The sequence below is a fragment of the Ruegeria sp. BE1 genome, from assembly GCF_056538885.1.
In genome coordinates, this window is record NZ_JBQFTY010000005.1 from 115,291 (window position 1) to 139,244 (window position 23,954).

Annotated in this window: 22 protein-coding genes; 7 read left to right on the plus strand and 15 right to left on the minus strand. The window is 60.0% G+C overall.

The window, feature by feature from the left end; all coding sequences use genetic code 11:
- Positions 1-8: 8 nt before the first annotated feature.
- The 4 genes from ACR0J5_RS15435 to ACR0J5_RS15450 are packed head-to-tail and all read right to left on the minus strand — an operon-like array spanning position 9 to position 4,177.
- Positions 9-839, minus strand: a complete 831-nt coding sequence (locus tag ACR0J5_RS15435; RefSeq protein WP_480654880.1) for a carbohydrate ABC transporter permease — start codon at positions 837-839, stop codon at positions 9-11.
- Positions 840-842: 3 nt separating this feature from the next.
- Positions 843-1,727, minus strand: a complete 885-nt coding sequence (locus ACR0J5_RS15440; protein WP_480654882.1) for a carbohydrate ABC transporter permease — start codon at positions 1,725-1,727, stop codon at positions 843-845.
- Positions 1,728-1,778: 51 nt separating this feature from the next.
- Complete coding sequence (locus ACR0J5_RS15445; protein ID WP_480654884.1) at positions 1,779-3,086, minus strand: ABC transporter substrate-binding protein; 1,308 nt, start codon at positions 3,084-3,086, stop codon at positions 1,779-1,781.
- 17 nt (positions 3,087-3,103) lie between these two features.
- Complete coding sequence (locus ACR0J5_RS15450) at positions 3,104-4,177, minus strand: ABC transporter ATP-binding protein (protein ID WP_480654886.1); 1,074 nt, start codon at positions 4,175-4,177, stop codon at positions 3,104-3,106.
- A 96-nt stretch (positions 4,178-4,273) separates the two neighbouring features.
- Here ACR0J5_RS15450 and ACR0J5_RS15455 point away from each other — a divergent pair, with 96 nt between their 5' ends.
- Entirely contained in the window at positions 4,274-5,191 is a 918-nt protein-coding gene (locus ACR0J5_RS15455; protein ID WP_480654888.1) for a LysR family transcriptional regulator, read from the plus strand.
- A 35-nt stretch (positions 5,192-5,226) separates the two neighbouring features.
- Here ACR0J5_RS15455 and ACR0J5_RS15460 read toward each other — a convergent pair whose 3' ends face one another.
- From ACR0J5_RS15460 to ACR0J5_RS15495, 8 genes are all read right to left on the minus strand, one after another.
- Positions 5,227-6,222 (minus strand): zinc-binding dehydrogenase, encoded by a 996-nt coding sequence (locus tag ACR0J5_RS15460; RefSeq protein ID WP_480654890.1) that lies wholly within the window; start codon positions 6,220-6,222, stop codon positions 5,227-5,229.
- A gap of 15 nt (positions 6,223-6,237) precedes the next feature.
- Positions 6,238-7,311 (minus strand): ABC transporter ATP-binding protein, encoded by a 1,074-nt coding sequence (locus ACR0J5_RS15465; protein WP_480654892.1) that lies wholly within the window; start codon positions 7,309-7,311, stop codon positions 6,238-6,240.
- Between the two features lie 10 nt (positions 7,312-7,321).
- Positions 7,322-8,146 (minus strand): carbohydrate ABC transporter permease, encoded by an 825-nt coding sequence (locus ACR0J5_RS15470; protein WP_480654894.1) that lies wholly within the window; start codon positions 8,144-8,146, stop codon positions 7,322-7,324.
- Positions 8,147-8,156: 10 nt separating this feature from the next.
- Positions 8,157-9,044, minus strand: a complete 888-nt coding sequence (locus ACR0J5_RS15475) for a carbohydrate ABC transporter permease (RefSeq protein WP_480654896.1) — start codon at positions 9,042-9,044, stop codon at positions 8,157-8,159.
- Between the two features lie 77 nt (positions 9,045-9,121).
- A complete protein-coding gene (locus ACR0J5_RS15480) occupies positions 9,122-10,525 on the minus strand; it encodes an extracellular solute-binding protein (RefSeq protein WP_480654898.1) in 1,404 nt (467 codons plus the stop codon).
- 74 nt (positions 10,526-10,599) lie between these two features.
- Positions 10,600-11,115, minus strand: a complete 516-nt coding sequence (locus ACR0J5_RS15485) for a VOC family protein (protein WP_480654900.1) — start codon at positions 11,113-11,115, stop codon at positions 10,600-10,602.
- Between the two features lie 98 nt (positions 11,116-11,213).
- The gene (locus ACR0J5_RS15490) at positions 11,214-12,863 is read right to left on the minus strand and encodes a GMC family oxidoreductase (protein ID WP_480654902.1); all 1,650 of its coding nucleotides are present in this window, start codon (positions 12,861-12,863) and stop codon (positions 11,214-11,216) included.
- 68 nt (positions 12,864-12,931) lie between these two features.
- Positions 12,932-13,942, minus strand: a complete 1,011-nt coding sequence (locus ACR0J5_RS15495; RefSeq protein WP_480654904.1) for a LacI family DNA-binding transcriptional regulator — start codon at positions 13,940-13,942, stop codon at positions 12,932-12,934.
- 218 nt (positions 13,943-14,160) lie between these two features.
- Here ACR0J5_RS15495 and ACR0J5_RS15500 point away from each other — a divergent pair, with 218 nt between their 5' ends.
- The 6 genes from ACR0J5_RS15500 (at position 14,161) to ACR0J5_RS15525 (ending at position 19,953) form a co-directional block, all read left to right on the plus strand.
- A complete protein-coding gene (locus ACR0J5_RS15500) occupies positions 14,161-14,988 on the plus strand; it encodes a DeoR/GlpR family DNA-binding transcription regulator (protein WP_480654906.1) in 828 nt (275 codons plus the stop codon).
- Positions 14,985-16,046: an ABC transporter ATP-binding protein gene (locus ACR0J5_RS15505; RefSeq protein ID WP_480654907.1), complete on the plus strand. Its 1,062-nt coding sequence runs from the start codon at positions 14,985-14,987 to the stop codon at positions 16,044-16,046. The genes ACR0J5_RS15500 and ACR0J5_RS15505 overlap by 4 nt, the downstream gene beginning before the upstream one ends.
- Before the next feature lie 81 nt (positions 16,047-16,127).
- Positions 16,128-17,390 (plus strand): ABC transporter substrate-binding protein, encoded by a 1,263-nt coding sequence (locus ACR0J5_RS15510; RefSeq protein WP_480654909.1) that lies wholly within the window; start codon positions 16,128-16,130, stop codon positions 17,388-17,390.
- A 54-nt stretch (positions 17,391-17,444) separates the two neighbouring features.
- Positions 17,445-18,314 carry a carbohydrate ABC transporter permease gene (locus ACR0J5_RS15515; protein WP_480654911.1) on the plus strand — a complete coding sequence of 290 codons (870 nt, stop codon included), beginning with the start codon at positions 17,445-17,447 and terminating at the stop codon, positions 18,312-18,314.
- Positions 18,311-19,111 carry a carbohydrate ABC transporter permease gene (locus tag ACR0J5_RS15520; protein WP_480654913.1) on the plus strand — a complete coding sequence of 267 codons (801 nt, stop codon included), beginning with the start codon at positions 18,311-18,313 and terminating at the stop codon, positions 19,109-19,111. Before ACR0J5_RS15515 ends, ACR0J5_RS15520 begins: the two co-directional genes overlap by 4 nt.
- 23 nt (positions 19,112-19,134) lie before the next feature.
- The gene (locus tag ACR0J5_RS15525; RefSeq protein WP_480654914.1) at positions 19,135-19,953 is read left to right on the plus strand and encodes a sugar phosphate isomerase/epimerase family protein; all 819 of its coding nucleotides are present in this window, start codon (positions 19,135-19,137) and stop codon (positions 19,951-19,953) included.
- Positions 19,954-20,028: 75 nt separating this feature from the next.
- On the opposite strand, the gene ACR0J5_RS15530 is transcribed toward ACR0J5_RS15525, so the two are convergent.
- The 3 genes from ACR0J5_RS15530 to ACR0J5_RS15540 are packed head-to-tail and all read right to left on the minus strand — an operon-like array spanning position 20,029 to position 23,864.
- On the minus strand, positions 20,029-21,435 hold the full coding sequence (locus ACR0J5_RS15530) for a bifunctional enoyl-CoA hydratase/phosphate acetyltransferase (protein WP_480654916.1): 1,407 nt from the start codon (positions 21,433-21,435) through the stop codon (positions 20,029-20,031).
- A complete protein-coding gene (gene fabI, locus ACR0J5_RS15535) occupies positions 21,425-22,198 on the minus strand; it encodes an enoyl-ACP reductase FabI (protein ID WP_480654918.1) in 774 nt (257 codons plus the stop codon). Before fabI ends, ACR0J5_RS15530 begins: the two co-directional genes overlap by 11 nt.
- Before the next feature lie 4 nt (positions 22,199-22,202).
- Complete coding sequence (locus tag ACR0J5_RS15540) at positions 22,203-23,864, minus strand: PHA/PHB synthase family protein (RefSeq protein WP_480654920.1); 1,662 nt, start codon at positions 23,862-23,864, stop codon at positions 22,203-22,205.
- Positions 23,865-23,954: the final 90 nt, after the last annotated feature.

Consider the following 23,954-nt stretch of genomic DNA (forward strand, 5'->3'; position numbering starts at 1 on the left):
CCTCTGGGTTACTTGAGGCTGCCGGACAGCAGGCCGCGGATGATGTATTTCTGACCGATCAGAACAAAGATCAGCGCCGGGATCACCGACAGGACCGACCCCGCCGCCATCTCGCCAAAGCGGATGTCGTATTCCTGCGCATAGCTTGAGATCGTGACCGGGATCGTCTGGGTCGCGCTGGAGGTCAGGTTCACCGCCACGATGAAATCGTTCCAGATGAAGATGAACACCAGCACCCCCGCCGCAATCATCGCAGGCCGCAGCAGGGGCAGGACGATCTGCCGGAACAGGTCCGCATCGCGGCACCCGTCCAGACGGCCGGATTCCAGCAACTCTTCGGGGACTTCGTGGATGAAGCTGAACATCAGCCACAAGGCCAGCGGCAGGTGCAGCACGGTTTCCGCAAGGATCAGCCCGGTCAGCGTGTCCAGCAAACCGACCGACAAAAGCTGAACGAACCAGATGCCGATAAAGGTGATCGGCGGCAGGATGTGGAAAATCATCGCCCATGTGAACAGGGCAAACCGCACCCAGCGCCCGACCTTTAGCCGGAACAGGGTGAACACGGCCATGGTCGAGATCGCCAGCACCAGCGCGGTAGAGATCACCGACACGATGATCGAGTTCTTGAGGCTGGACAGGTATTGCGAGGATTTGCCGAACAGCAGTTCCTCGAAATTGGTCCAGACCGGGGTGAACAGGACCTGTCCCAACAGGATCGAGATTTGGGTTTTGAACGCGATCGTGACGATCCAGACAAAGGGCACCAGCACCAGAATGCCGTAGATCACGACCAGGGCGAGCGCGGGCAGGCCGGAGGAACGGTTGGGATGTGACATGGCTTACCCTTCGGTCCGTTGCACGAAACGGCGTTGCAGCCAAAGCGTCACCAGCGCCAGCGTTGCCACAACGGCCAGAGTGAACAGCGACATCACCGACCCCAGCCCGATATCGTCCTGCGTGAAATAGGCGCGCTGGATCGACAGGCTGACCACTTCGGTCGAGGTGCCCGGCCCGCCCGAGGTCAGCAGGTAAATCTCGTCAAAGACCTTGAAGGACAGGATCATGCGCAGGATCAGGGTCGAGATGATGACCGGCATCATCAAGGGCAGCGTGATATAGCGCAGGATTTGCCAGCGGCTTTGGGCGTCCAGCTCGGCGGCCTCATAGACCTCTTCCGGCAGCCCCTCACGGCCCGTCAGCATCAGCAGGAACACAAACGGGGTCCAGTGCCAGATGTCGACGATGATCACAGCCCACAGCGCAGCCGACTGGCTGGCCAGCCAGTTCTGTTTCGGCAGCCCCAATGTGCTGAGCAGCAGGTTGATCGCGCCAAAATCTGCGTTGTAGAGCAGATTCCAGACCGCCCCGATGACGATAGGGGGCGTGACCACCGGCAACAGCATCACAAAGATGGCGGCGACGCGTACCCAGCCTCTCATCCCGGCCACGGCCAGCGCCAGAGTGAACCCGATGATGAACTGGATCAGAACCGCAAAGAACGCGAAATAGATCGTGTTCCACAGGCCCGGCCAATAGAACAGATCGGCCTGAAATTTGCGGATATTGTCCAGCCCGACAAAATGCGTCACGGCCTGACCGTCAACCCATTCCAGCTGATGGAACACCATCCAGACGATCTGCAGGATCGGCAGCATCGTGAACAGCACCAGCAACGTCGCCAATGGGCCAAGAGACAGCAATCGCCATGTTCTGTCACCGATCATTTGGTCCGTCCTTCAGGGGTTTGGCCCCGGATTGCGCCGGGGCCGCTTGGGTTATTGCAGATCGGACAGTTTGCCGGTGCTGTAGCCTTCACGCTCCATCACCGCGTGTATCTCGGCCGCTGCCTTGTTCAACGCCTCGGCCGCCGTCATGTCGCCGATCACGGCAAGGTTCAGATGCAGATCGATGATCGAGTTGATCTCGTTGCGCTCCGGCACGGCCGCATAAAACAGCGCGTTCCTGGCATTCTGCGCGGTGGCATCGAGAAAGCGGTACTTCTCGGGGTCGTCAAAGTCAGACGCGCCAAGGCCGATGGACACCGGAACCGACCCGTTTTCGATCATCGCCCGCTGGCCGTCGGGCGTGTTCAGCCATTTCATGAACGCAAGTGCGGCCTGCTTTTTGTCATCGGGGATGTTCTTGGGAATGCCACCGATGAAATGCCCGGTCGAGCTGTAGTTCTGCCCGCCGTCAACCGAGGGGATTTCGGCCACACCGACCTTGCCCGCAACGATGGATTTGGCCGGGTCCTCCAACCCTGCCCAGGCCGCGTTGACCATAATCGTATGGGCCGAGCGTCCGGTGGCCATGAACTGGATCATCTCGGCCTGACCGGTTGCGCCCGGATCGTCTGGGCCAACATCATTGGCAAAGCTCAGAAAGGTTTCCAGCGCGGCGAGCGCCTCGGGGCTGTTGAAGGTGACCGAGTAATCGCCGCCTGCCTCATCCGCAAAGATCGTGCCGCCATGGCTGTAGATATAGGGCATCGCGTTCCAGCCCACATTCTGGCGCGACCCGCGCACGGTAAAGCCCACGCGTTCCGGCGGGTTGTGCAGCGCTTTGGCGTTGGCCATCAGCTCTTCCCATGTGGTCGGAACCTCCAGCCCGGCTTCCTCGTAAAGATCGGCGCGATAATAGAGCAACTGGATCACCCCCGCCATCGGCAAGGCCATCAGCTTGCCGCTGCCGATCGTTTTTTTGGCGTCGTCCCAATAGACCGAGCCGCCGAAATCCGAGATGTCGTCGCGCAGTTTGTAATCGGGGTCGATATCGGACACGGCCTCAAGAAAGCCGCCCTCATACATCTCGATGATGCCAAGCGCGTTGATGGTGAGCAGGTCGTAAATCCCCTCATCCGCGCGTACTGAGTTGCGGGATTTTTCCAGCAGAACCGGGAATGGCACCGCCTCGATATTGACGGTGTTGCCGGTTGCGGCCTCATAAGCCTCGACCGTGGCTTCAAAGCCCGGATACCAGGGGGACTGGTTGATGATCATTTGAATGTCGGCCTCGGCCCAGGCCCCCATGGGTGCCCCTGTCAGTATGGCCGCTGCCGCCGTGTTTCTCAGCGTCTTCAGCATTGTCGTCTCCTCCGCTGTTATCCGTTCAGGCGTTGCCCTGTTGTTGCGCTGAACAGATGGAATTGGCCCGGTTGGGGCCGGATAGTGACGGGCGTATCAAGTGTCAGTGCCGCGTCTTGCGCGCGGTCAACAAGGGCGGCCACCCGCCCCAACGCGCCGTCACAATGAATGATGGTCTGGTGGCCCAGCGACTCGGTCGCCACAACGGTTTCGGACCCGTCGCCGCCGGGCGTGATGTCAAGATGTTCGGGGCGGAACCCGCAGATCACTGGCTCCTGCGGTAGCGTATCCAGAGGACCAAGAGGCACACGCGCCCCATCCTCCAGCCTCAGCACCGCGCCGTCTGACTGCTCGACCGTTCCCTGCACGAGGTTCATCTGAGGCGCGCCAATGAACTCGGCCACAAACAGGTTTTTGGGGCGATCATACAGCTCGGTCGGCTTGCCGACCTGCTGGATCACCCCGTCATTCATCAGCACGATCCGGTCGGCCATCGTCATCGCCTCGACCTGATCATGGGTCACGAAAATCGAAGTCGCGCCCAACCGCCGGTGCAGCTGTTCAATCTCGACCCGCATCCGGGCGCGCAGCTTGGCATCGAGGTTCGACAGCGGTTCATCGAACAGAAATACCTTGGGGTCGCGCACGATGGCACGCCCCATCGCAACCCGCTGACGCTGACCGCCGGACAAGGCGCGGGGTTTGCGGTTCAGATAGTCCTGCAGACCCAGGATATTCGCCGCCTCGGCCACCCGGCGTTCAATTTCAGCCGGATCAACGCCGCGCATTTTCAACGCGAACCCCATGTTTTCGGCAACATTCATATGCGGGTAGAGCGCATAGTTCTGGAACACCATCGCAACGTCCCGATCCCGCGCCGGAACATCGTTGACGACCGCGCCGTTGATCGCGATGTCCCCGCCCGAGATGTCCTCGAGCCCCGCAAGCATGCGCAGCAGCGTGGATTTTCCGCACCCGGACGGGCCCAATAGAACGATGAATTCACCGTCGCCGATGGTAAGCGACAGATCGGTAATCACCTCAACCGCGCCATAGCTTTTCTTGATATTGCTGAATTCAACAGAATTCACAGCGCCTGACCCCCGACACGTTCTTTTGTTCCTTTCTTGTCTTTTCCCCTGACGGGCAGCTAGAATCAAATTCATAATTTTCAGAAGGGCATGAAAATGGCGACTACCCCTGACCTCCTGCCTCGAAAACTGCGTATCTTTGCGGCGGTCTACGATACCACGAGCACGACAGCCGCGGCCGAAGCTGTCGGCATAACGCAATCGGCCGTGTCAAAAAGCATCGCGCAGCTTGAAGCCGAGTTCGGGGTGCAATTGTTCGAACGCACCCCCCAGGGCCTGCGCCCCATGCCCACAGCCGAGGCCCTGCGCAAGCGTACACGTTGGCTGGTTCGGGAAATCGATTTTGCAAATGCCGAAATTCGTGACACGGCATCGCTTGCCAATGTTGAACTGCGCATTGGATCGGGTCCGGTCTGGAACGTAAAACTGCTGCCCGAAATCCTGCCGGGGTTTTGCGCGGACCATCCGCAAATCCGGCTGGATATTGCAACCGGGTCCGGCGATTACCTTGTGCCGCGAATGATCGACGGGCATTTCGACATCTACTTTGGTGTTTTGTCGAAAGAGTTTGAGCGCCCCGGCGTCCATTGCGAACCACTGCTGAACATGGAGCTGCAGATTTTCGTGCGGCAGGGGCATCCCTTGCTGTCATCCTCTGAACCCCGCGCCGAGCAGTTGGTGAACTACCCATGGATTGGATTCTCCAGCGACGATCAATTGGAAGGGAACGCGCAAAAATGGGCCAGGGACCTGGCGATCCCGTCGCGCCAGTTCTCGCTGCGGATCATGTCGCTGACTGCGATGATGGCGGTTGCGCGCGCCAGCGATCATGTCGTCTTTGCCGTTGATGCGCTTGCGGATGCGCTTGGCCGCAACGGTCTTGTCCAGCTGCCGTTCGCACAGGGGCCGGGACAGGTCATCAGCGGATATGCCGTCCGATCCAGCATTGCCGAGCTTCCCCCGATCAAGAACCTGATCTCAAGGGCGCGGCACTGCTGTCTGACAGACGCATAGGCACAGAGTTGACGCGCGCGGGTTCCGTCATCCGGTCACGTGGCGCCCCAATCCAGAATGATAAACGGTTCTTTGATCACCCGTTGCGAAATATCGGAATAGACGCGTTCGATATCCTGCACAGGGATGCTGACGGACAGGGCGCTGAAATCCTGCCCGTTCTCAGCCAGCCACCCCAATGCTTTTTCAAACCCGGAAAAGATACTGTGAGGCGCGTTGTTATACCCCTCAAGCAACTCTTCCCAGACGAACCCGCGGCTGTGGATCGGCAGTTCCCATTCCCAGCCGCTGCGCAGGTTGACATAGCTAAAGAAAACCTCGCGCAGGATGTCATGGGCCGGGATGTCGGTGCGTTGCTGCCAGGGCACGCCAACCAGAACAACTTCTCCGCCTTGCCTGACGATGCGACAGGCGTCCAATACGGCGGCCTCGTGACCCGAACAATCGACCACCAGTGCCACTTTGCGGGCAAAAGCAGGATCGTCCAAGGGCATTTTGGCGAAGGTGCTATTGATGCCTGACTGTTCAACCTGCGCACGGCGCAGCGGGTCTGGTTCAACCACCGAAACCTTGTATCCGCCAATTTTGAAGTTCCGGGCGGCCAGAATGCCAACAGGTCCGGCCCCGCAGATCACGACATTATCCCCCGGACGGGCCTTTGTGGTCATCAGCGTTGTCATGGACACACCCATAAGCCGGGCCAGCAGCGCGGTTTCCGGTGTCATGCCGTGTGGCACGGGCAAGGTATGACGGGCCTGATACTGCTGGGTTGAGCGATGATGACCCATGCAAAAACGCAAATCCCCGACCGCAACGCCCTGCACATCCGCGCCGACCTCATCGACGCGAAACACGGCGGCGTATCCGGGGCGGATGGGGAAATCGTCCCCATTGGCCCAGGCCAGTTCTGTGCCCTGGCTGATCAGGGTCGCCACCGTCGGCCCCCTGATTTCGTCTGCGGCAAGCGGGGTGTCCTGATAGTCGGACAGCACAAAGGTGTTTTTGGCGGGAAAGACGATTTCCTGAGGCATTAGGGTGTCCTTTCGTCAGAGCGACAGGCTGTCGCCGCTTGCGGTGTCAAACAGGTGGAGGGCATCGGGGTCGAAGTGCACCGTGACCTCAGCGCCCGGAGCGGGCCTGCCCAACGCCGGAACCTCGGCGATCAGTTCGTGCGGCCCGGCGCGCAGGTCCAGAAGGGCCTCGTTGCCCAGATACTCGGTCACTTCGACACGGGCAGGGGCGGTGTTGGGGTCAACGTCCTTTGCCAGAGACAGGCCGTTGGGGCGAATTCCGATGGTCACGTCCTGATCTTCGGCCAGAACACCCTTGAACCGGTCTGGCACAGAAAGGTGCAGGCCATCCGCCTCAAGCCGCCCCTGTCGCACACGGGCCGGGATCATGTTCATCGGGGGTGAGCCGATGAACGTGGCAACGAACGTGTTGTTGGGCTGGCTATAGACCTGTTCCGGCGTGCCCACCTGCTCGATATGGCCGTCGCGCATTATGACGATCTTGTCGGCAAGGGTCATCGCCTCGACTTGGTCATGGGTGACATACAGGACGGTTGTGCCAAGGCGGTTGTGCAGCTTGGCGATTTCCAGCCGAACCTGTGTGCGCAGCTTGGCGTCCAGGTTGGACAGCGGCTCGTCAAACAGGAACACATCCGGCGTGCGCACCATGGCGCGGCCCATCGCGACGCGCTGGCGTTGTCCGCCGGACAGTTGTGCGGGGCGACGCGCCAGCAGCTCGGCCAACCCAAGCGTGGCGGCAACCTCATCGACGCGGCGGGCGACCTCGTCTGTGGACAGGCTCAGCGGTTTGAGCGCGAACTCCATATTCTGCCGCACGGTCATATGGGGATAAAGCGCATAGTTCTGGAACACCATCGCCACGCCACGATCCTTGGGCGCGACCTCATTCACGCGCGCGCCGCCGATCGACAGGTCGCCATCCGAGACATCTTCGAGCCCCGCAACCATGCGCAGCGTCGTGGTCTTGCCGCAGCCCGATGGCCCCAGCAGAACGACGAATTCGCCCTCTTCTACGTCCAGATCAATGCCATGGACGACCTCGACCTGGCCGTATCGTTTGATGACATTTCTCAGCGTGATTGCCGACATTGCACTTCCTTTACTTGACCGAACCCATCGTCAGCCCGCGCACCAGCCACCGCTGGCAGGTCAGGACAAAGACGACACCGGGAATGAGTATGACAAACGAACCGGCCATGATGCGGCCCCATTGCACCGCGTCCGACGACCAGAAAGACATGACCGCCACCGGCGCCGTTTGCGCGTTCGAGCCGGTAAGCATCAGGGCGAACAGGAACTCGTTCCATGAGAAGATGAAACAGAACACCGCCGACACCGCGAGGCCGGGTGCCGCCAGTGGCAGCGTAACCTTCCAGAAGATCGAGATCAGCCCATGCCCGTCCACCGCAGCGGCTTCTTCCAGCGCGGTTGGCACTTCGTCAAAGAAGCCTTTCATCAGCCAGACGGTCAGGGGGATATTCGCCGTGGAATAGACAATGATCAGCGCAATGGGTGTGTCCAGCAGGCCCACGGTCTTGAAGATGATGTAATAGGGCACGACCACGGCGATAGGGGGGAACATGCGCATTGACAAAATCCAGAACGCGACATCGTTCATCCGCTTGTGCTTGATCCGGCTGATCGCATAGGCGGCGATGCTGCCGAAAAACACTGAAAACGCGGTCGACCCAAGCGCCACAATCAGACTGTTTGCGATGAACTTGCCAAAGGGCCGCATGGCGAACAGGTCGCGATAGTGATCCAGCGTCGGCTCAAAGATCATCGCCGGGGGTTTCTGGAACATGATCGGGCTTGGTTTGACCGAAGATGAGGCGATCAGATAGATCGGCGTCATAAAGACGATCAGGGCAATCCCCAGAAGGGTATAGACTAGGATCGCTTGTTGGGTGCTAGGTTTGTTCATATCGTCACTGTCAGCTCTGCATCGGATCGCGGTTGAGGGATTTGAAGAAGAAGGTGATCAGCACGACAATGATGATCAGCGACACAAAAGATGCAGCCGCCCCGACCCCCATCTGCCAAAAGGTGAAAGACTGGCGGTAGATGTACAGTGACAGCACTTCGGTTGAATCGCCGGGGCCGCCTTTGGTCAGCACAAAGATGATGTCGTAGATCTTGAACGCATCGATGGCACGCAGGAACAACAGGCTGACCAGAACCGGCTTCAGCTGCGGCAGCGTCACATAGCGGAAGACCTGCCAGCGGGTGTTCCCGTCAATGCGCGCGGCCTCATAGGGTTCGGGCGACAGGCTGGTCAGCGCGGCGGCGGTGCCCATCATGATGAACGGCGTCCACTGCCAGATATCAGCAATGGCAATTGCCCACAGCGCCCAGTCCGGCGAGGTGATCCAAGAGACCGGGCCAAGGCCAAGAAAGCTGAGGAAATAGTTCAGATAGCCCAGCTCGGGGAAGTACAGAAACAGCCAGACAAGCCCCACGATCACCGGTGAGATCATCATCGGGATCAGCAGCAGCGTCCGCGCGACCCCCATTCCGGGGAGCCGCTGGGTGACCAGCAACGCAAGACCCACACCGATGAAGAGCTGAATGCTGAGCGTAATGGCCATCAGCTGAAAGGTGATCTTCAGCGCATGCAGGAAGTCGCCGGTCGTCAGAACGTTCTGATAGTTGCTCCACCCCACGAACACGCGCGGCACGAAAGGTTTGGCCAGATCGTAAGACCGGAAGCTCAGATACCCTGCATAGAGCATCGGGTAGATCGTCGTCAGAAACAGGATCAGGATGGCAGGCAGCAGAAAGATCAGGAAAATCCGTCTGTTGCGCTTACGGATATACGCCATGAAGCAGAGCCTTGGTGAAAGAGTTTGTATCTTGGTGCTGCCCCGGTACGCGGGCCGGGGCAGCGGGGAGGCCGGCCTTAGTTGAAAATGTCGGCCGGTGCGTCGTTGATCCAGCGTAGGCGCAGATCCTCGGGGAAGACCTTGAGCCGCGTGTTGATCTTGGTGCAGGCATTGGTCAGCGCTTCTTCCGCTGTCTCGGTTTCACCCGCCATGTACTTGTTCAGCTCAACGCCAAAGATTTCTTCGACATCGGCATAGAACGGGTGGAAGATACGACGGCGTGCGTTGTCCTGCGTTTCAAGAAGCACCTTGTAGTAGGGGTATTTCTCTTGCAGGTCGGGGTCGGACAGGATCGACTTGTGAAACTGGCTGACGCCTGATCCTTCTTCGGCAAAGCGGCGCATCATGTCACGGGATGTGCCCCATTTGATGAACTCCCACGCGGCCTCTTTTTCCTGATCGGCGGCCTTGGAGTTGATGCCAAAGCTCAGCGCGCCGGTCATGGTCGGCTGCGGGCTGCCATCGCCGGTCGGGCTGGCGGCATAGCCTGCTTCACCCACGGTCGGCAGAACGGCCTCATCAGGGTTGGTCAGACGCACGGTGCGCACCGACCAATAGCTGGACTGGGCGACCTCGGCCCGTTCCATGTAACCGGTGCGAATGTCCCACATCAGGCCCAGATAATCCGGCGGGTTGAACGCCACGAGGCGTTTCATCACATCCGCTGCGGCCAGCGCAGCCTCACTGTCCATCGCGCAGAGGCCGGTTTCCGGGTCCCAATAGCTGCCGCCAAAGCTGCGCATGATCGGGAAGAAGTCATGGGTGATCGCACCGGCCACCCGGCTATAGGCTTGCGCGTTGCCGTAGAAGTCTTTCTCAAGCGTTTCGCCGGCCAGTGTTGCGCCAGCGGGCCGGGTAAAGAACTCGGCAATGTCGATATACTGATCCCAGGTCTGCGCCGGGGCCAGATCATAGCCGTATTTCTCTTTGAATGCCGCCTGTTCTTCGGCGTTCTCATACAAGTCCTTGCGGTAATTTTGATGCCAGATCATGCCCGAGGCCGGGAAGGCCAACAAGCGCCCCTGCCAGGTGTTTTCCTGTAGCTGGATAGGAACGATGTCATCGAGATGGATTTCCTCAGCGTCGCGTTTGACCAGATCGGTCAGATCCTCCAACGCGCCGGATTCGCCCAGAACGCCAACCCAGGGGCTGTCGACCCACATCAACTGATAAGACGGGTCGTTGGCGCTGGCCTCGATCACGATCTTGTCGATCAGACCGGGATAGGGGAACATGTCGATCTGCACCTTCGCGCCGGTCAGTTCCTCGAACTCATCCACGATCGGGGCAAGACGGGTGACGGATGTGTCACCGATAGCCAGCATCTTAAGCTCAACGCCGTCAAAATCCTTTGCGTAGCCCACCGTCGCCGCAGTGATGGCGACGGCTGACACAAATGCGGTCAGTCCTAATGGTTTCATGGTTTCTCCTCCGCTGTGCGACGCTTTCCGCGTCTTGATGAAACGTTTAATCTTTTGTCAATTTTTTGCGCCGGTCATTTGCCCTGCGACGGAGTCCAAAGCATCTCAGACGCCTCTGCCTCATATCCCAACGGCCCGTTTGCGCTTACGATTTCAAGATATTGTCCCCAGGGGGCACGCAGATACATCCAGACCAGCTGGTCCATCGGCCCACCTTCGATCAGGGTTGGCCCTTCCAGCACGTCCACGCCCTTGGCCTTCAGCCGTTCGGCGGTGGCAAAAGCATCTTCGACCTCGAACGCCATATGCATCGCGCCAACCTCACCATTGTGCTTGATGGGTGTCGGATCGGAGACGCCCGAATACTCGAACACCTCCAGCGATCCGCCGCGTCCGACCTGCAAAACCCGCTGGTCCGAGATCTTGCAACCCGCCGGAACACCCAGCCGAGTCAGCATGAAATCGTCATCCACATCGACCGCGCCGCATTCCATGATCGTGACCGCCCCGAAAACGTCGGTGAAGAAGGCAACCGCCTCTTCCATATCCGGCACGGTGAACCCGATATGGTGTAAACCCAATGTGGTCAAAGCAGCCTCCCTTCTGTTTGATGAAACGATTAACGCACTAGATAGTTACTTAGTCAAGGAGGAATTTTTTCCGTCTTCATTATTGGTCAGAAAAAGCCTCAGGCCAGGTCGCGGCGGCCATCGTTGCGTTCGTCCGCGAAAATGACCGCGGGCAGAGGATCAAGCCCCCGCACCATGTCTGACGCTTTTTCACCGATCATGATGGTCGGCGCGTTTGTGTTGGACGAATTGATCGCGGGCATGATGGAGGCATCGCAAACCCGGATACCCTCTAGCCCCTTGATTTTCAGTTCGGTGTCCACCACCGCCATGTCATCATGCCCCATCTTACAGGTTCCGACCGGGTGGTGGTCGGTCTTGGCAATGCCCATGGCATAATCCAGCACCTCAGCTTCTGATGCATTAGGGCCGGGCAGAACCTCGTGCTGGACATAGTCTTTCAGGGCGGGTTGCTGCATGATCTCGCGCGCCATCTCCAGCCCGCGCAGAGACATTTCCCGATCATAGGGATCGCCCCAGAAATTAGGATCGATAAGCGGGGCCGTATCCAACTGGTCCGAGGCCAGCCGCACGGTGCCGCGGGACCTTGGTCGGGCAAATGTGCTGTTTAGCGTTACGCCGCACCCATCGATCTTGACGATGCCTTTCTCGATCCCGGACCCCTGCCCCAGATGAAACTGCATATCGGGTGCGTCCGCATTCTCGTCCGCGTACCAGAACCCGCCCGTTTCAAACAGCGACGCCGTCACTGGGCCGGTCTTGGTCAGGTAATATTGCAATCCGGCCAGAATGGTCCGGTCGATCCGATCCGTTCCATCATAGGTATGACGTCCCGTGCATTGCGAAATCGTGCAGAGATCAACGTGATCCTGCAGGTTCGACCCGACGCCGGGCAGGTCATGTTGCACGTCGATCCCGACCGAACGCAGATGGTCTGCTGGCCCGACGCCGGACAGCATCAGCAGCCGGGGCGAGCCAATCGCGCCAGAGGTCAGCAACACCTCGCGCTCGGCCCGCAGGGTGGTGCGATCCGATCCGGTCATCACCTCAACCCCGGTCGCGCGGCTTTTGTCCAAAACGATCCGCCGGACCTGAGCCCCCGTCATCACTGTCAGGTTGGGCCGGGATTCGACCGGCTTCAGATAGGCTTGCGCGGTCGAGGACCTGCGCGCGTCTTTCTGCGTCAGCTGGTAAAACCCGCAGCCGGCCTGCTGCTTGCCGTTGAAATCCGGGTTGTACGGCAGACCCCATTGCTGCGCAGCCCGGATGAAGGCGCTGCAAATCGGCAGCGCGCCGCGTGGCATCGAGACACCCAGCGGGCCATCACCGCCGTGATAGTCATCTTCAAACCGCTCATTCCCCTCGGCCCGTTTGAAATAGGGTAGAACCTCGCGATAGCTCCAGCCGTCGCAGCCGTGAACCTCGGACCAATTGTCATAATCCCTGCGGTTACCGCGCGTGTAGATCTGCGCATTGATCGAAGACCCGCCACCGATCACACGTGCCTGCGTGTACCACAGTGACCGACCGTTCAGACCCTTTTGCGGCACCGTGGACCAGCCCCAGGACGCAATCCCCTTGGTCATCTTGGCAAAGCCCGCAGGCATGTGAAACAGCGGGCTGCGATCCCGCCCGCCGGCCTCGACCAGCGCAACTTTGACGTCCGGGTCTTCGCTCAGGCGGGCGGCCAGCACGCAGCCAGAGGACCCACCCCCGACGATCACATAGTCGAAAGTCTGACGCGACATCTGCCTTCCTCTGCACCATAGTTTGTAACCATTTGGTTACAATAGGTGGCACAGGCGCATCGGCCCAGTCAAGTCAGGCGGGCGACAGAGTCGCGTATCACAAGCTCGGGCCTGAGGATAACAGGGTCTACGGGCGCGTTGTCATTGCGCAGAAGTTTTACAATCGTCTCTGCCGATATTCGTCCAATCTGGGTTGGATGAATGTCCACTGACGACAGTCCCGGTATCATCGCATCATTTTGCTGGATGTTGTCGAACCCCATAACCGACAAATCCCGGCCGATCAGAATTCCCATGTCCTTGGCGGCTCGATAAACGCCGCTGGCTTGGTCGTCATTGAAACATAGAACGGCCGTCGGAAGCCGGTTTTCGGATTGGGCGGCCAAGAGCCTGTCGCGGGCAAAGTCCGGCAGTTGAGAGCCAGGGTGCAACACACAGGCGCTGGCGGGCAGACCGGCTTCGGCAAGCGCCTTCAGCACGCCCTGCTTTCTACCTTGCCAGGTCGTTGTCTGTTCATAACCTCCGACAAACCAGAAAGAGCGGTGGCCGTTTTCGATCAGATGGCTCGCTGCCAGATAACCCGACATTACCTCATCAGCGCCGACAAAGGCAGCACCTGATCCGGGCAGGTCGCGCACACACACAACTGTCGGGATGTTGCGGCGCAGTGTTTCCGATATGGATTCGGCGTTGGGAACATGCACCGGGCTGATAACAACCCCAGCCACCCCTTGTGCAATCATCGAGGCAATCAATTTTTGCTGCCGGACAGGATCATTCTGCGCGGTCGCCAACAGGGTCAGATAGCCTGCCTCGTAGGCTGCCGTTTCCAAGGCTGCGACAAGCTCGCTGAAGAACGGGTTCACAACGGTGTTCAGCACGACACCGATCAGAGAGGATCGGCCCGTGCGCAGCTGCGCCGCCTTGTCGTCCCTGATGAACCCCAACTCGCGGGAAATCTTCAGAATGCGGTCCCGCGTCTTTGCCGACACACGCCCGCCACCGTTCAAAGCATAGGAAACAGTCGCGTTTGAAACGCCTGCTGCGCTGGCAATGTCAGAGATTTTAACGCGTCCCAAGCCCGCTTCCTAAATTGTGGCGCAAACTTTTTCCAAGGTCCAAGCGCAGTTTCTTCAGACAAAAGCATCACATTTGCGGTGTGATTGTCCAGTCAGAGCCAGCTGACCTGCCGTGCAAACTGCGCGCATGACCCGTCAGGTGCCTGCTACCCCGGCATACTTATCCTGTGACCCTTCGCCCGGATTCTTCCGCGCATTGTCACAAATGGTTCGTATGAATGCGTTACGTGGTTCACATGAACCAAGAAACGCCATCCATAAAACAAACCGCGCCTACCGGCAGCACCGAACGTCAGGCGCAGATCGCCGAGATCGTCCGCGACAGGGGGCAGGCCAAGGTCGAAGAGCTTGCAATCCAGTTCGGCGTCGCAACGCAGACCATTCGCAAAGACGTCAACGCGATGTGCCAGAAAGGGCTGCTGCGGCGCGTGCATGGCGGGGTCGAGCTGGCAACGGTGAGTGCGCAGCATTACGAACTGCGCCGCATCCTGAACCTGACTGCCAAACGCGCGGTCGGTCAGGCCGCCGCCAAATTGATTCCCGACGGGGCGACCGTGGCCGTCTCGATTGGCACCACGCCCGAGTTGGTTGTGGCGAATCTCGATCGGCATCAGGGGCTGCAGCTGTTTTCGAACAACCTGCATGTGGCGCTGACAGCGCATCAGTTCGATGGCACTCAGGTCACTATCCCCGGCGGCCGCCTGCGCCGGTCCGAGGCCGATATCGTGGGGCCTGCGGCGGTTGATTTCTTTGACAGCTATCGCGTTGACATCGGTCTTTTTGGTGTCGCGGCCGTCAGTGCCGATGGCGCGTTGCTGGATTTGTCCGAAGAGGACGTTTTTGCCCGCGAGGCGATCTCGCGCAATGCACAGACGCGCATTCTGGTTCTGGACGCGACGAAATTCTCTCGCACGGCCCATGCCTGCAGCGGACACGTCACGGGTGTCGACCATGTGGTGTGCAATACCCGCCCACCCGAGGCGATCTGCACGATGCTTGCAGGTGCCGGAGTGAACCTGGTGATTTGCGACGAGGTGGACAAATGAGCGCCCTGAACGGCAAGCCCATCCACCTGTCCGCCGTGCGCAAAGCCTGGGGCGAGACGATCTCGCTTCGGGGCATTGATCTTGAGATCCCGGCGGGCAAGTTCACGGCGATCCTCGGCCCGTCGGGCTGCGGGAAATCAACCACGTTGCGGGTTATTGCAGGGCTGGAAACGGTCAGCGGGGGTACGGTTCGTATCGGATCAGATGACGTGACCACCCTGCCGCCTGCGCAGCGGCAATTGTCGATGGTGTTCCAGAACTATGCGCTGTTTCCGCATTTGTCGGTGGCGGAAAACATAATCTTCGGCCTGCGGGTTGAGAGGCTGAACAAGGCGGAACGCGACCAGCGCCTGACCGAGGTGGCCGGGCTGTTGGAACTGACGCCGTATCTTGATCGCAAACCGGCGGCCCTGTCAGGCGGGCAACAACAGCGTGTCGCGCTGGGGCGGGCGGTCATCTCGCGGCGGCCTGTCTGTCTGATGGATGAACCCCTGTCCAATCTCGACGCCCGTCTGCGCGACGAGATGCGGCGTGAAATCCGGCAACTGCAACGCAGCCTTGGCTTTACCATGGTCTACGTCACCCATGATCAGATCGAAGCCATCACCATGGCTGATCAGGTCGTGCTGATGAATGCGGGGCAAATTGAACAGGTGGCTACGCCGCAGGAGCTTTACTCGGCCCCTGCCACACCGTTTGCCGCGCGGTTCATCGGCACGCCACCGATGAATCTGCTGCCCGCCGAGGTGTTCGCAAATGGTGAAGGTTCAGAAAGCTTGCAGGTTGGCATCCGCCCCGAACAAATGCGGGTCGCAGTGGACGGCCCGCTGACAGCCACGGTCAAGAACGCCGAGTTTCTGGGCGCGGATACCCTTGTCGAACTCACTACTCAAGGGAACAGCCTTCTGGCCAAGTTGCCGGGCAACCGCAGCTTTGCGCCCGGAGAACACCTGTCTTTCGGTTTTGAGGTCGATGACGTGCACCTTTTTGACACCCGATCGCAACGGCGCATCGATGACGCCGCGCGTGCGTCCAGTTTTGCGCGGGGGGTGGCATGATCCCCCGCCCCGGAATGCCCCCGAACTGCCTCGGGCGCTGCCTGCCGGCCTGGCCGGTCTTTACCCTCATGGAGAACTGACATGATCCCGAAACTCAAAGCGGCCGTGGCCGCATTGGCCCTTGCCGCATCCCCGGCTCTGGCTGTGGACCTGGAGTTTTACTTTCCGGTCGCCGTTGGCGGGGCCGCTGCCAACACCATCGAAGAACTGACCGCCCAATATGTCGCTGCCAACCCGGACGTGAATATCGACGCAATCTATGCCGGGTCGTATCAGGACACCGTCGCCAAGGCCCTGACAGCCGCGCGCGGCGGCAACGCGCCGCAGCTGTCGGTGATCCTGTCGGTCGATATGTACACACTCTACGACGAAGATCTGATCCATGCGTTTGATGATTTCGCCACCACGGACGAAGACAAAGCATGGCTCAAGTCGTTCTACCCGGCGTTCATGGAAAACTCCATGATCGACGGTAACACCTATGGAATCCCGTTCCAGCGCTCGACGCCTGTGCTCTATTACAACAAAGAAGCGCTGGCTGAGGCCGGTCTGGAGCGCGCGCCCGAAACATGGGACGAGATGAAAGACTGGGCCGCCAAACTCACTAAAAAAGATGACAGCGGAAACGTCACCCAATGGGGTGTGCGTATCCCGTCGTCGGGCTTCCCCTACTGGCTGTTTCAGGGTCTGACGACCTCGAACGGTGCAACACTGGTTTCCGATGGTGGCACCAAGACCAACTTTGACGATCCCAAGGTGGTCGAGGCGCTGGAGTATCTGGTGTCGCTGTCCAATGACGGCGTGATGGCGCCCGGTATCATCGAATGGGGCGCGACGCCGAAAGCCTTTTTCGAAGGCCAGACCGCAATGATGTGGACCTCGACCGGCAACCTGACCAACGTGCGCAACAATGCCCCGTTCGAGTTCGGCGTTGCAATGCTGCCCGCCAAGGAAAGCCGCGGCGCGCCGACCGGTGGCGGCAATTTCTACCTGTTCAAAGGCGGCTCGGACGAAGAAACCAAAGCTGCGTTCGACTTCATCAAGTGGATCTCGCAGCCCGAACAGGCGGCCAAATGGTCGATTGCAACCGGCTATGTGGCCCCGTCTCCTGCCACATGGGACTCCGATGTGATGAAGGCTTATGTCGCGGATTTCCCGCCCGCCCTGGTCGCGCGGGATCAGCTGGAGTTCGCAACGGCTGAGCTGTCCACCTACGAAAACCAGCGCGTGACCCGCATTTTCAACGATGCGCTGCACGCCGCCATCACCGGCGAGAAATCGGCAGCCGAGGCGCTGGCCGAAGCACAAGCGAAAGCCGACGATGTCCTGAAGGACTATCGCTAACCCCAATCGCGAGGCGGGCCGCCCCGCCTCGCACCCCCCCTAAAGGACTGCCCGATGCAACGACACTGGATACATGCCTGGCTGCTGCTGACGCCTGCTTTTGTGTTTTTGCTGGCGTTCACGCATATCCCGGCCATCACCACCCTGTGGCAGAGTTTCTGGACCACGCCGCGGGGCCGCCGCCCCAGCCGCTGGGCCGGGTTGGAGAACTATCAGGAGCTGATCGCCGACCCGATTTTCTGGAAAGTGCTCAGCAACAATATCTGGTTCGCCATCGGTACAATTCCCACCTCGATCGTCATCGCGCTTGGGATGGCGCTTTGGGTGAGTGAACGGCTGCCGGGGCGCGGTTTCGTGCGCATGGCATATTTCACCCCGACCGTGCTGCCGATGATCGCCGTCGCTAATATCTGGCTGTTCTTTTACACACCCGGCTTTGGCCTTTTTGACCAGATCACCGGCCTGTTCGGCTTTGGCCAGTCCAACGTGCTGGGCAACCCCCAAACGGCGCTGATTGGGGTCATGGTGGTGACGATCTGGAAAGAGGCGGGGTTTTTCATGATCTTCTACCTTGCCGCCCTGCAAACCATCCCGCCCAGCCTGATCGAGGCCGCCCGGATCGAAGGCGCAGGCCCCTGGACCATCTTCCGGCGCGTGACCTTTCCCCTGCTGATGCCCACCACGCTGTTTATCGGCGTCAACGCGGTGGTGAATGCGTTCCGCATGATCGACCATATCTTTGTGCTGACCGGGGGCGGGCCCGACAATGCCTCATCGCTGCTGCTTTACTACATCTACGAAACTGCCTTCCGCTTTTGGGATACATCCTACGCGGCGGCTTTGACGGTGGTGTTGCTGGCCCTTCTGGCCCTGCTGGCACTGGGCCAGTTCTTTTTCCTCGACCGCAAGGTGCATTACAAATGACGCGCGCGCTCAACATCACCGGGGCCTGGGTGCTGGCCCTGATCTGGGTCCTGCCTCTGGCCTACGCGGTCTGGACAGCGTTTCATCCCGCCGCCTATGAGGCGCGGTTTGACCTGTTCGCCCCAATCACGCTGGAGAACTTCGCCAAAGCGTGGGAGGCCGCGCCGTTTGCGCGCTACTTCCTCAACACCTTCATTCTGGTCACGGCCATTCTGATCGGTCAATTCATCCTGTGCACCCTCGCGGCCTATGCCTTTGCCCGCTACCGCTTTCCGGGGCGCGAGATCCTGTTTGCGCTGGTGCTGGTACAGCTTCTGGTGATGCCTGACATTCTGATTGTCGAGAACTACAAGACCATCCGCTATCTCGGGCTGGTCGACACGATTGCGGCGATTGCCTTGCCCTATATCGCCTCGGGCTTTGGGATATTCCTTTTGCGCCAGACCTTTCTGTCGGTCCCCAAGGAACTGGAAGAGGCTGCGCAGATCGAAGGCATGTCCAGCCTTGGGATCATGCTGAAGGTCTATGTGCCCCTGGCGCTGCCGACCTATCTGGCCTATGGGCTGGTCTCGGTCAGCCATCACTGGAACAACTTCCTCTGGCCGCTGATCATCACCAATTCGGTGGAAACGCGGCCCGTGACGGTGGGATTGCAAATCTTCGCCTCGATCGATTCCGGGGTCGAATGGAGCGTGATCAACGCCGCCACCCTGATGACCTCGGGGCCGCTGCTGATCGCCTTCCTTCTGTTCCAGCGCCAGTTTGTTCAAAGCTTCATGCGCGCGGGCATCAAGTAACGCCATCTTCTTAGGAGACAGATATGTCAGACCTTCCCACCGTCGGAGCAGCGTTGACGCTGGACGGGCTCACCGCCCTTCGCGACGAGATGTTCGATCATGACCGTGATTTGGAGCTGCAGGATTTTCACAACCCGCTGGTTCTGGACGGTGATTTTGCGCCTCTGGTCGCGCGCGCAAAGCGCGCGCTGGACGGGTATCGCGGGCGTCACGGTATTCATGGCCCGTTCTGGGATTTGCCGCTGGCGACCTGGGATCCGATGGTCCGCAACGTGATCCATGACCGCATGTTCAAAGCGCTGGATATTTGCGAGGCGCTTGGCAGCAGCCACATGGTGGTGCACAGCCCCTATCTGGAATGGGACCATCGCAACATCATGCATTACCCCAACGCCAAAGAGAGCATCTTTGAGCGGTTCCAAACCACGATGACCCCAATCGTGAAACGCGCCGAAGACATCGGCACGACGCTGGTTCTGGAAAACATCAGCGACATTGACCCGCATTTCCGCGTCGAACTGGCGGCAAGCCTGCAATCGGATGCCCTTCAGGTTTCGGTCGACACCGGCCACGCGCATTATGCCCACGGCGCATGCGGGGCCCCGCCGGTGGATTATTACATCAAGGCCGCCGGAAACGCGTTGCAGCATGTTCATCTGCAGGATGCCGACGGATATGCGGACCGACACTGGGCCCTGGGCGACGGGACCATCCGCTGGGTGTCGGTTTTCAGAGCGCTGGCAGAACTGGAAAGCAAGCCGAGGCTGATCATAGAAGTTCATGTGCCGGGCGGGGTCGAGCGGTCATTTGCCTTTCTCAGGCGCGAAGGATTGGCGGTGTAACCCTGCCGCGCGCGTGTCTGAGAGCGCCCGCAATACGCTCTGCGCAATAAATGCGGCTAAAACACCCCCTTATGCTCAGCGCGTTGTCTGAGTGTACAAAGAGGCAATAGCCGCCGAGGCAATGCGTGTGCGTTTGTCATCGGCCCGGCTGGTCAGCATGATCGGGACCTGCGCGCCCAAGACGACACCGGCAGCTTCCGCGCCGGCCAGATACATGAGCTGTTTGGCGATCATGTTGCCGGCCTCAAGATCGGGCGCGATCAGTATGTCGGCCTGACCGGCGACATCGGACGTGATGCCCTTGGTGCTGACCGCGTGCATCGAGACCGCGTTGTCGAAGGCCAGCGGACCGTCCAGAATGCCGCCGGTGATCTGGCCGCGATCCGCCATTTTGCACAGCGCGCCCGCCTCGACCGTGGATTGCAGCCGGGGCGTGATGGTCTCAACCGCTGACAGGATGGCCACTTTGGGCGTTTCAATGCCAATGGCGCGCGCCAGATCGATGGCGTTCTGGATCATATCAGCCTTTGTCTGAAGGTCCGGTGCGATGTTGATGGCCGCATCCGTAATCAGCAGGGGCTTGGCATAGGTCGGAACATCCATGACGTAGATATGGCTCATCCGGCGTTCGCTGCGCAGCCCGTTGGCCTTGGACACAACGGCGGACATGACCTCATCCGTGTGCAGCGCCCCTTTCATCAGCGCGCTGACGCGCCCGTCCCGCACCAGATGAACTGCCGCCTCGGCCGAGGCATGGCTGTGCGGCGTGTCGATAACCTCCAGCCCGGTAATATCAAGCCCGGCAGCGTCTGCGGCCTCATGTATCCGCGCGCGCGGCCCGACCAGAACAGGGTCCAGCAGGCCCAGATCGCGGGCGGACAACGCGCCCTCAAGCGCGCTTTCATCGCAGGGATGGATTATGGCGGTGGGCAGCGCGGGCGCGCGGTGGGCGGCGCTGAGCAAACGGTCATAGACGGCCCCCCGGCGGTGCAGGACCAGGTCCGGCATGGCCACCCTTGGCCTGCGGATTTTCCTGTCGGGGGCGATCACAACGGCCTGCCCGGTGATAACGGGCTTACCATCGCCGTTTGTGCACAGGCATTCGAGAACAACGCGCTTTTTGTCGGCCTGTTTCTCGGTCACGGTCACGCGTACGGTGACGGTGTCGCCAATGCCCACGGGTTTCAGGAACTTCAGCGACTGATCCAGATAGATCGTGCCCGGGCCGGGCAGTTGTGTGCCCAGCACGTTCGAGATCAGCGCGCCGCCCCACATGCCATGCGCGATGACCTTGTGAAAAATATCATCCTGCGCGAATTCCTCATCGACATGCGCAGGGTTCACATCGCCCGAGACCACGGCAAAGGCGTCGATATCCTGCGCGGTCAGGGTGCGCGACAGTTCAGCACTGTCACCCAGCTTGATCTCGTCAAAGGGCCGGTTCTCGATGAAACCGATATCGGTGTCACGATCAGACAACATGGTGCCCCCCGTCGATATAGGCGGTATTGCCGCTGACGGACCGGGCGAAATCCGACACAAGGCAGGCCGCCATCGCGCCGACCTCTTCGATCGTGGTCAACCGGTGCAGCGGCGCATTGCGTTTTGCGTCCTCGATCAGCTCATCGAAATGGTCGATCCCAGACGCCGCCCGCGTTTCCAGCGGGCCGGGTGACATGGCATTGACCCGGATGTTGCGCGGCCCAAGCTCAACCGCGAGATAGCGTGCCGTGGCCTCAAGCGCGGCTTTCACGGGCCCCATGACGTTATAGTGGTCCACCACCTTTTCCGCGCCATGATACGACACCGTCAGGATCGTGCCACCGTCGGTCATCAGAGGTTCCGCCTGTTTGGCCAGCCGGATCAGGGAATGGACCGAGATATCCATGGCCACGCCAAACCCCTCGCGCGAGCAGTCGACGACCCGCCCGTGCAGGTCTTCTCGCGGGCAATAGGCAATCGAATGGACCAGAAAATCCAGCCGCCCCCATTGCTTTTGGATTGCGTCGAACACAGCCTTGGTCTGGCTGGTATCGGTCACGTCCAGCGGCATGACAATCCCGGCCTCAACCGCATCGATGACCGGCTGAACAAAGCGCAGCGCTTTTTCCGACTGATAGGTCATCGCAATGTCCGCGCCCGCAGCCCGGCAGGCCAGCGCACAGCCCGCGGCGATGGAGTGTTCATTGGCCACCCCAACCACAAGCCCCTTTTTCCCTTTCAGAAACCCGGTTTCCGCCAGCATGTTTCTACTCCATCCGCACATATGTGCCGGGCGCGTCACTCAGCGCCGTTTTGATCCGGGGCGGGCCTTGCCGCCCGCTTGACTGATCGGACAGCCACTGCGCCCATGCGGGCCACCAGCTGCCCTCGTGCGGTTCGGCCGTCTCAAGCCAGTCATCGGGGGTCAGCGTCCGGTCCTGATCGCGGGTTGTGTGCAGGCGGAAATGACGCCGCTTGTGCCCCGGCTCTGAGATCACGCCCGCATTGTGCCCGCCATTCGTCAGGGCAAAGGTGACATCCGCATGGCTGAGGTTGTGGATCTTGAACACCGATTTCCACGGCGCGATATGATCCGTTTCGGTCCCCAGACCAAAGATCGGGATGCGAATGTCGCGCAGCGAGACGGCATGCCCGTCGACCTCAAACCGCCCCGTCGCCAGATCATTGTTCAGGAACATCCCCCGCAAATATTCCGAATGCATCCGCGCGGGAAGCCGCGTGCTGTCAGCGTTCCATGCCATCAGATCGGTCATCGGTGCCGCCTCTTCGCCCATGAGATAGGCATGGATCATCCGCGACCAGATCAGATCGTAGGACCGGATCATCTGAAACGCGCTGGCCATCTGGCTGGCATCCAGATACCCCTGCGCCTCCATCACGTCTTCCAGCATCGAGACCTGGCTTTCGTTGATGAACAGCATCAACTCACCCGCATCGGTGAAATCGGTCTGCGCCGCGATCAGCGTCATACTGCGCAGGCTGTCGTCACCTTCTCTGGCCAGCTTCGCCGCCGCGATGGACAGTAGCGTTCCGCCCAGACAATACCCGGCTGCATGGACCTGCGCCGCGCCTGTTGCCTCTTTGATGAAAGACACCGCCGCCAGAGGCCCCTGCCCGAGGTAATCCGCCATGCCCAGATCGGCATCCTTAGCCCCGGGATTGCGCCACGAGATCATGAAGACGGTAAAGCCCTGATCGACCAGATAGCGCACCATCGAATTCTCGGGGCTCAGGTCCATGATGTAATATTTCATGATCCAGGCGGGCACGATCAGCAGAGGCTCAGCCTGCACCGTTTTGGTGGTCGGCTCATATTGGATCAGTTCCATCAGGTGGTTCTGATAAACCACCTTGCCCTTCGTGATTGCAATATCCCGCCCGACCTGCTGGGCGGGTTTGGGTTTGGTCCCCTGAACCTGCGCCTGCCAGTCTTTCAGAAAGGCCGACGCCCCGGCAACAAGGTTGGCCCCATGGGTCTGGGCGGTGCGATCCAGCGCCTGGGGGTTGGTCGGCAGGAAATTTGACGGCGCAAAAACATCCATCATCTGCCGCGCCATGAAGGTCATCGCGGCATCATTCGCCGGGCTCAGCCCCGGAACATCGGATGTGGCGTGATCGGCGAAATCCTCGGCCAGCAGAAAGGCTTGCGCCAGCGCAGCAAAGGGCGGTTTGGCCCAGGCTTCATCCAGAAAACGGCGGTCATTTCTGGCGGGCGCAATCGGTTCTTCGTCTGCCGGACAGGCTTTGGCGACATAGGTCAGCCAATCCATCCAGTTCTGCTGTGCCTTGCGGGCCAGCGACGCCTGCTTGTCCGGTGCGGACATCAAATGCAACGCCCAATCGCAGACCAGGCTGGCCGTCGCCGCAGGTGAGGCCCCCTGAAACAGCTGGGCCATTTCGCGACGCATCGGGCGATGATTTTGAAATGATCGCGCGCTGTCCGACGCCCCGGCCGGGGATTGTGTGGTCCCGAAATCTCGCATGTCTTACCCCGTATC

Bases quoted from the DNA above. Each gene is read 5' to 3' on its own strand.
- ACR0J5_RS15435 (WP_480654880.1), bottom strand. From the start codon at position 839: ATGTCACATCCCAACCGTTCCTCCGGCCTGCCCGCGCTCGCCCTGGTC.
- ACR0J5_RS15440 (WP_480654882.1), bottom strand. From the start codon at position 1,727: ATGATCGGTGACAGAACATGGCGATTGCTGTCTCTTGGCCCATTGGCG.
- ACR0J5_RS15445 (WP_480654884.1), bottom strand. From the start codon at position 3,086: ATGCTGAAGACGCTGAGAAACACGGCGGCAGCGGCCATACTGACAGGG.
- ACR0J5_RS15455 (WP_480654888.1), top strand. From the start codon at position 4,274: ATGGCGACTACCCCTGACCTCCTGCCTCGAAAACTGCGTATCTTTGCG.
- ACR0J5_RS15460 (WP_480654890.1), bottom strand. From the start codon at position 6,222: ATGCCTCAGGAAATCGTCTTTCCCGCCAAAAACACCTTTGTGCTGTCC.
- ACR0J5_RS15465 (WP_480654892.1), bottom strand. From the start codon at position 7,311: ATGTCGGCAATCACGCTGAGAAATGTCATCAAACGATACGGCCAGGTC.
- ACR0J5_RS15470 (WP_480654894.1), bottom strand. From the start codon at position 8,146: ATGAACAAACCTAGCACCCAACAAGCGATCCTAGTCTATACCCTTCTG.
- ACR0J5_RS15475 (WP_480654896.1), bottom strand. From the start codon at position 9,044: ATGGCGTATATCCGTAAGCGCAACAGACGGATTTTCCTGATCTTTCTG.
- ACR0J5_RS15480 (WP_480654898.1), bottom strand. From the start codon at position 10,525: ATGAAACCATTAGGACTGACCGCATTTGTGTCAGCCGTCGCCATCACT.
- ACR0J5_RS15490 (WP_480654902.1), bottom strand. From the start codon at position 12,863: ATGTCGCGTCAGACTTTCGACTATGTGATCGTCGGGGGTGGGTCCTCT.
- ACR0J5_RS15500 (WP_480654906.1), top strand. From the start codon at position 14,161: ATGCGTTACGTGGTTCACATGAACCAAGAAACGCCATCCATAAAACAA.
- ACR0J5_RS15505 (WP_480654907.1), top strand. From the start codon at position 14,985: ATGAGCGCCCTGAACGGCAAGCCCATCCACCTGTCCGCCGTGCGCAAA.
- ACR0J5_RS15510 (WP_480654909.1), top strand. From the start codon at position 16,128: ATGATCCCGAAACTCAAAGCGGCCGTGGCCGCATTGGCCCTTGCCGCA.
- ACR0J5_RS15515 (WP_480654911.1), top strand. From the start codon at position 17,445: ATGCAACGACACTGGATACATGCCTGGCTGCTGCTGACGCCTGCTTTT.
- ACR0J5_RS15520 (WP_480654913.1), top strand. From the start codon at position 18,311: ATGACGCGCGCGCTCAACATCACCGGGGCCTGGGTGCTGGCCCTGATC.
- ACR0J5_RS15525 (WP_480654914.1), top strand. From the start codon at position 19,135: ATGTCAGACCTTCCCACCGTCGGAGCAGCGTTGACGCTGGACGGGCTC.
- ACR0J5_RS15530 (WP_480654916.1), bottom strand. From the start codon at position 21,435: ATGTTGTCTGATCGTGACACCGATATCGGTTTCATCGAGAACCGGCCC.
- fabI (WP_480654918.1), bottom strand. From the start codon at position 22,198: ATGCTGGCGGAAACCGGGTTTCTGAAAGGGAAAAAGGGGCTTGTGGTT.
- ACR0J5_RS15540 (WP_480654920.1), bottom strand. From the start codon at position 23,864: ATGCGTCGCGAAATGGCCCAGCTGTTTCAGGGGGCCTCACCTGCGGCG.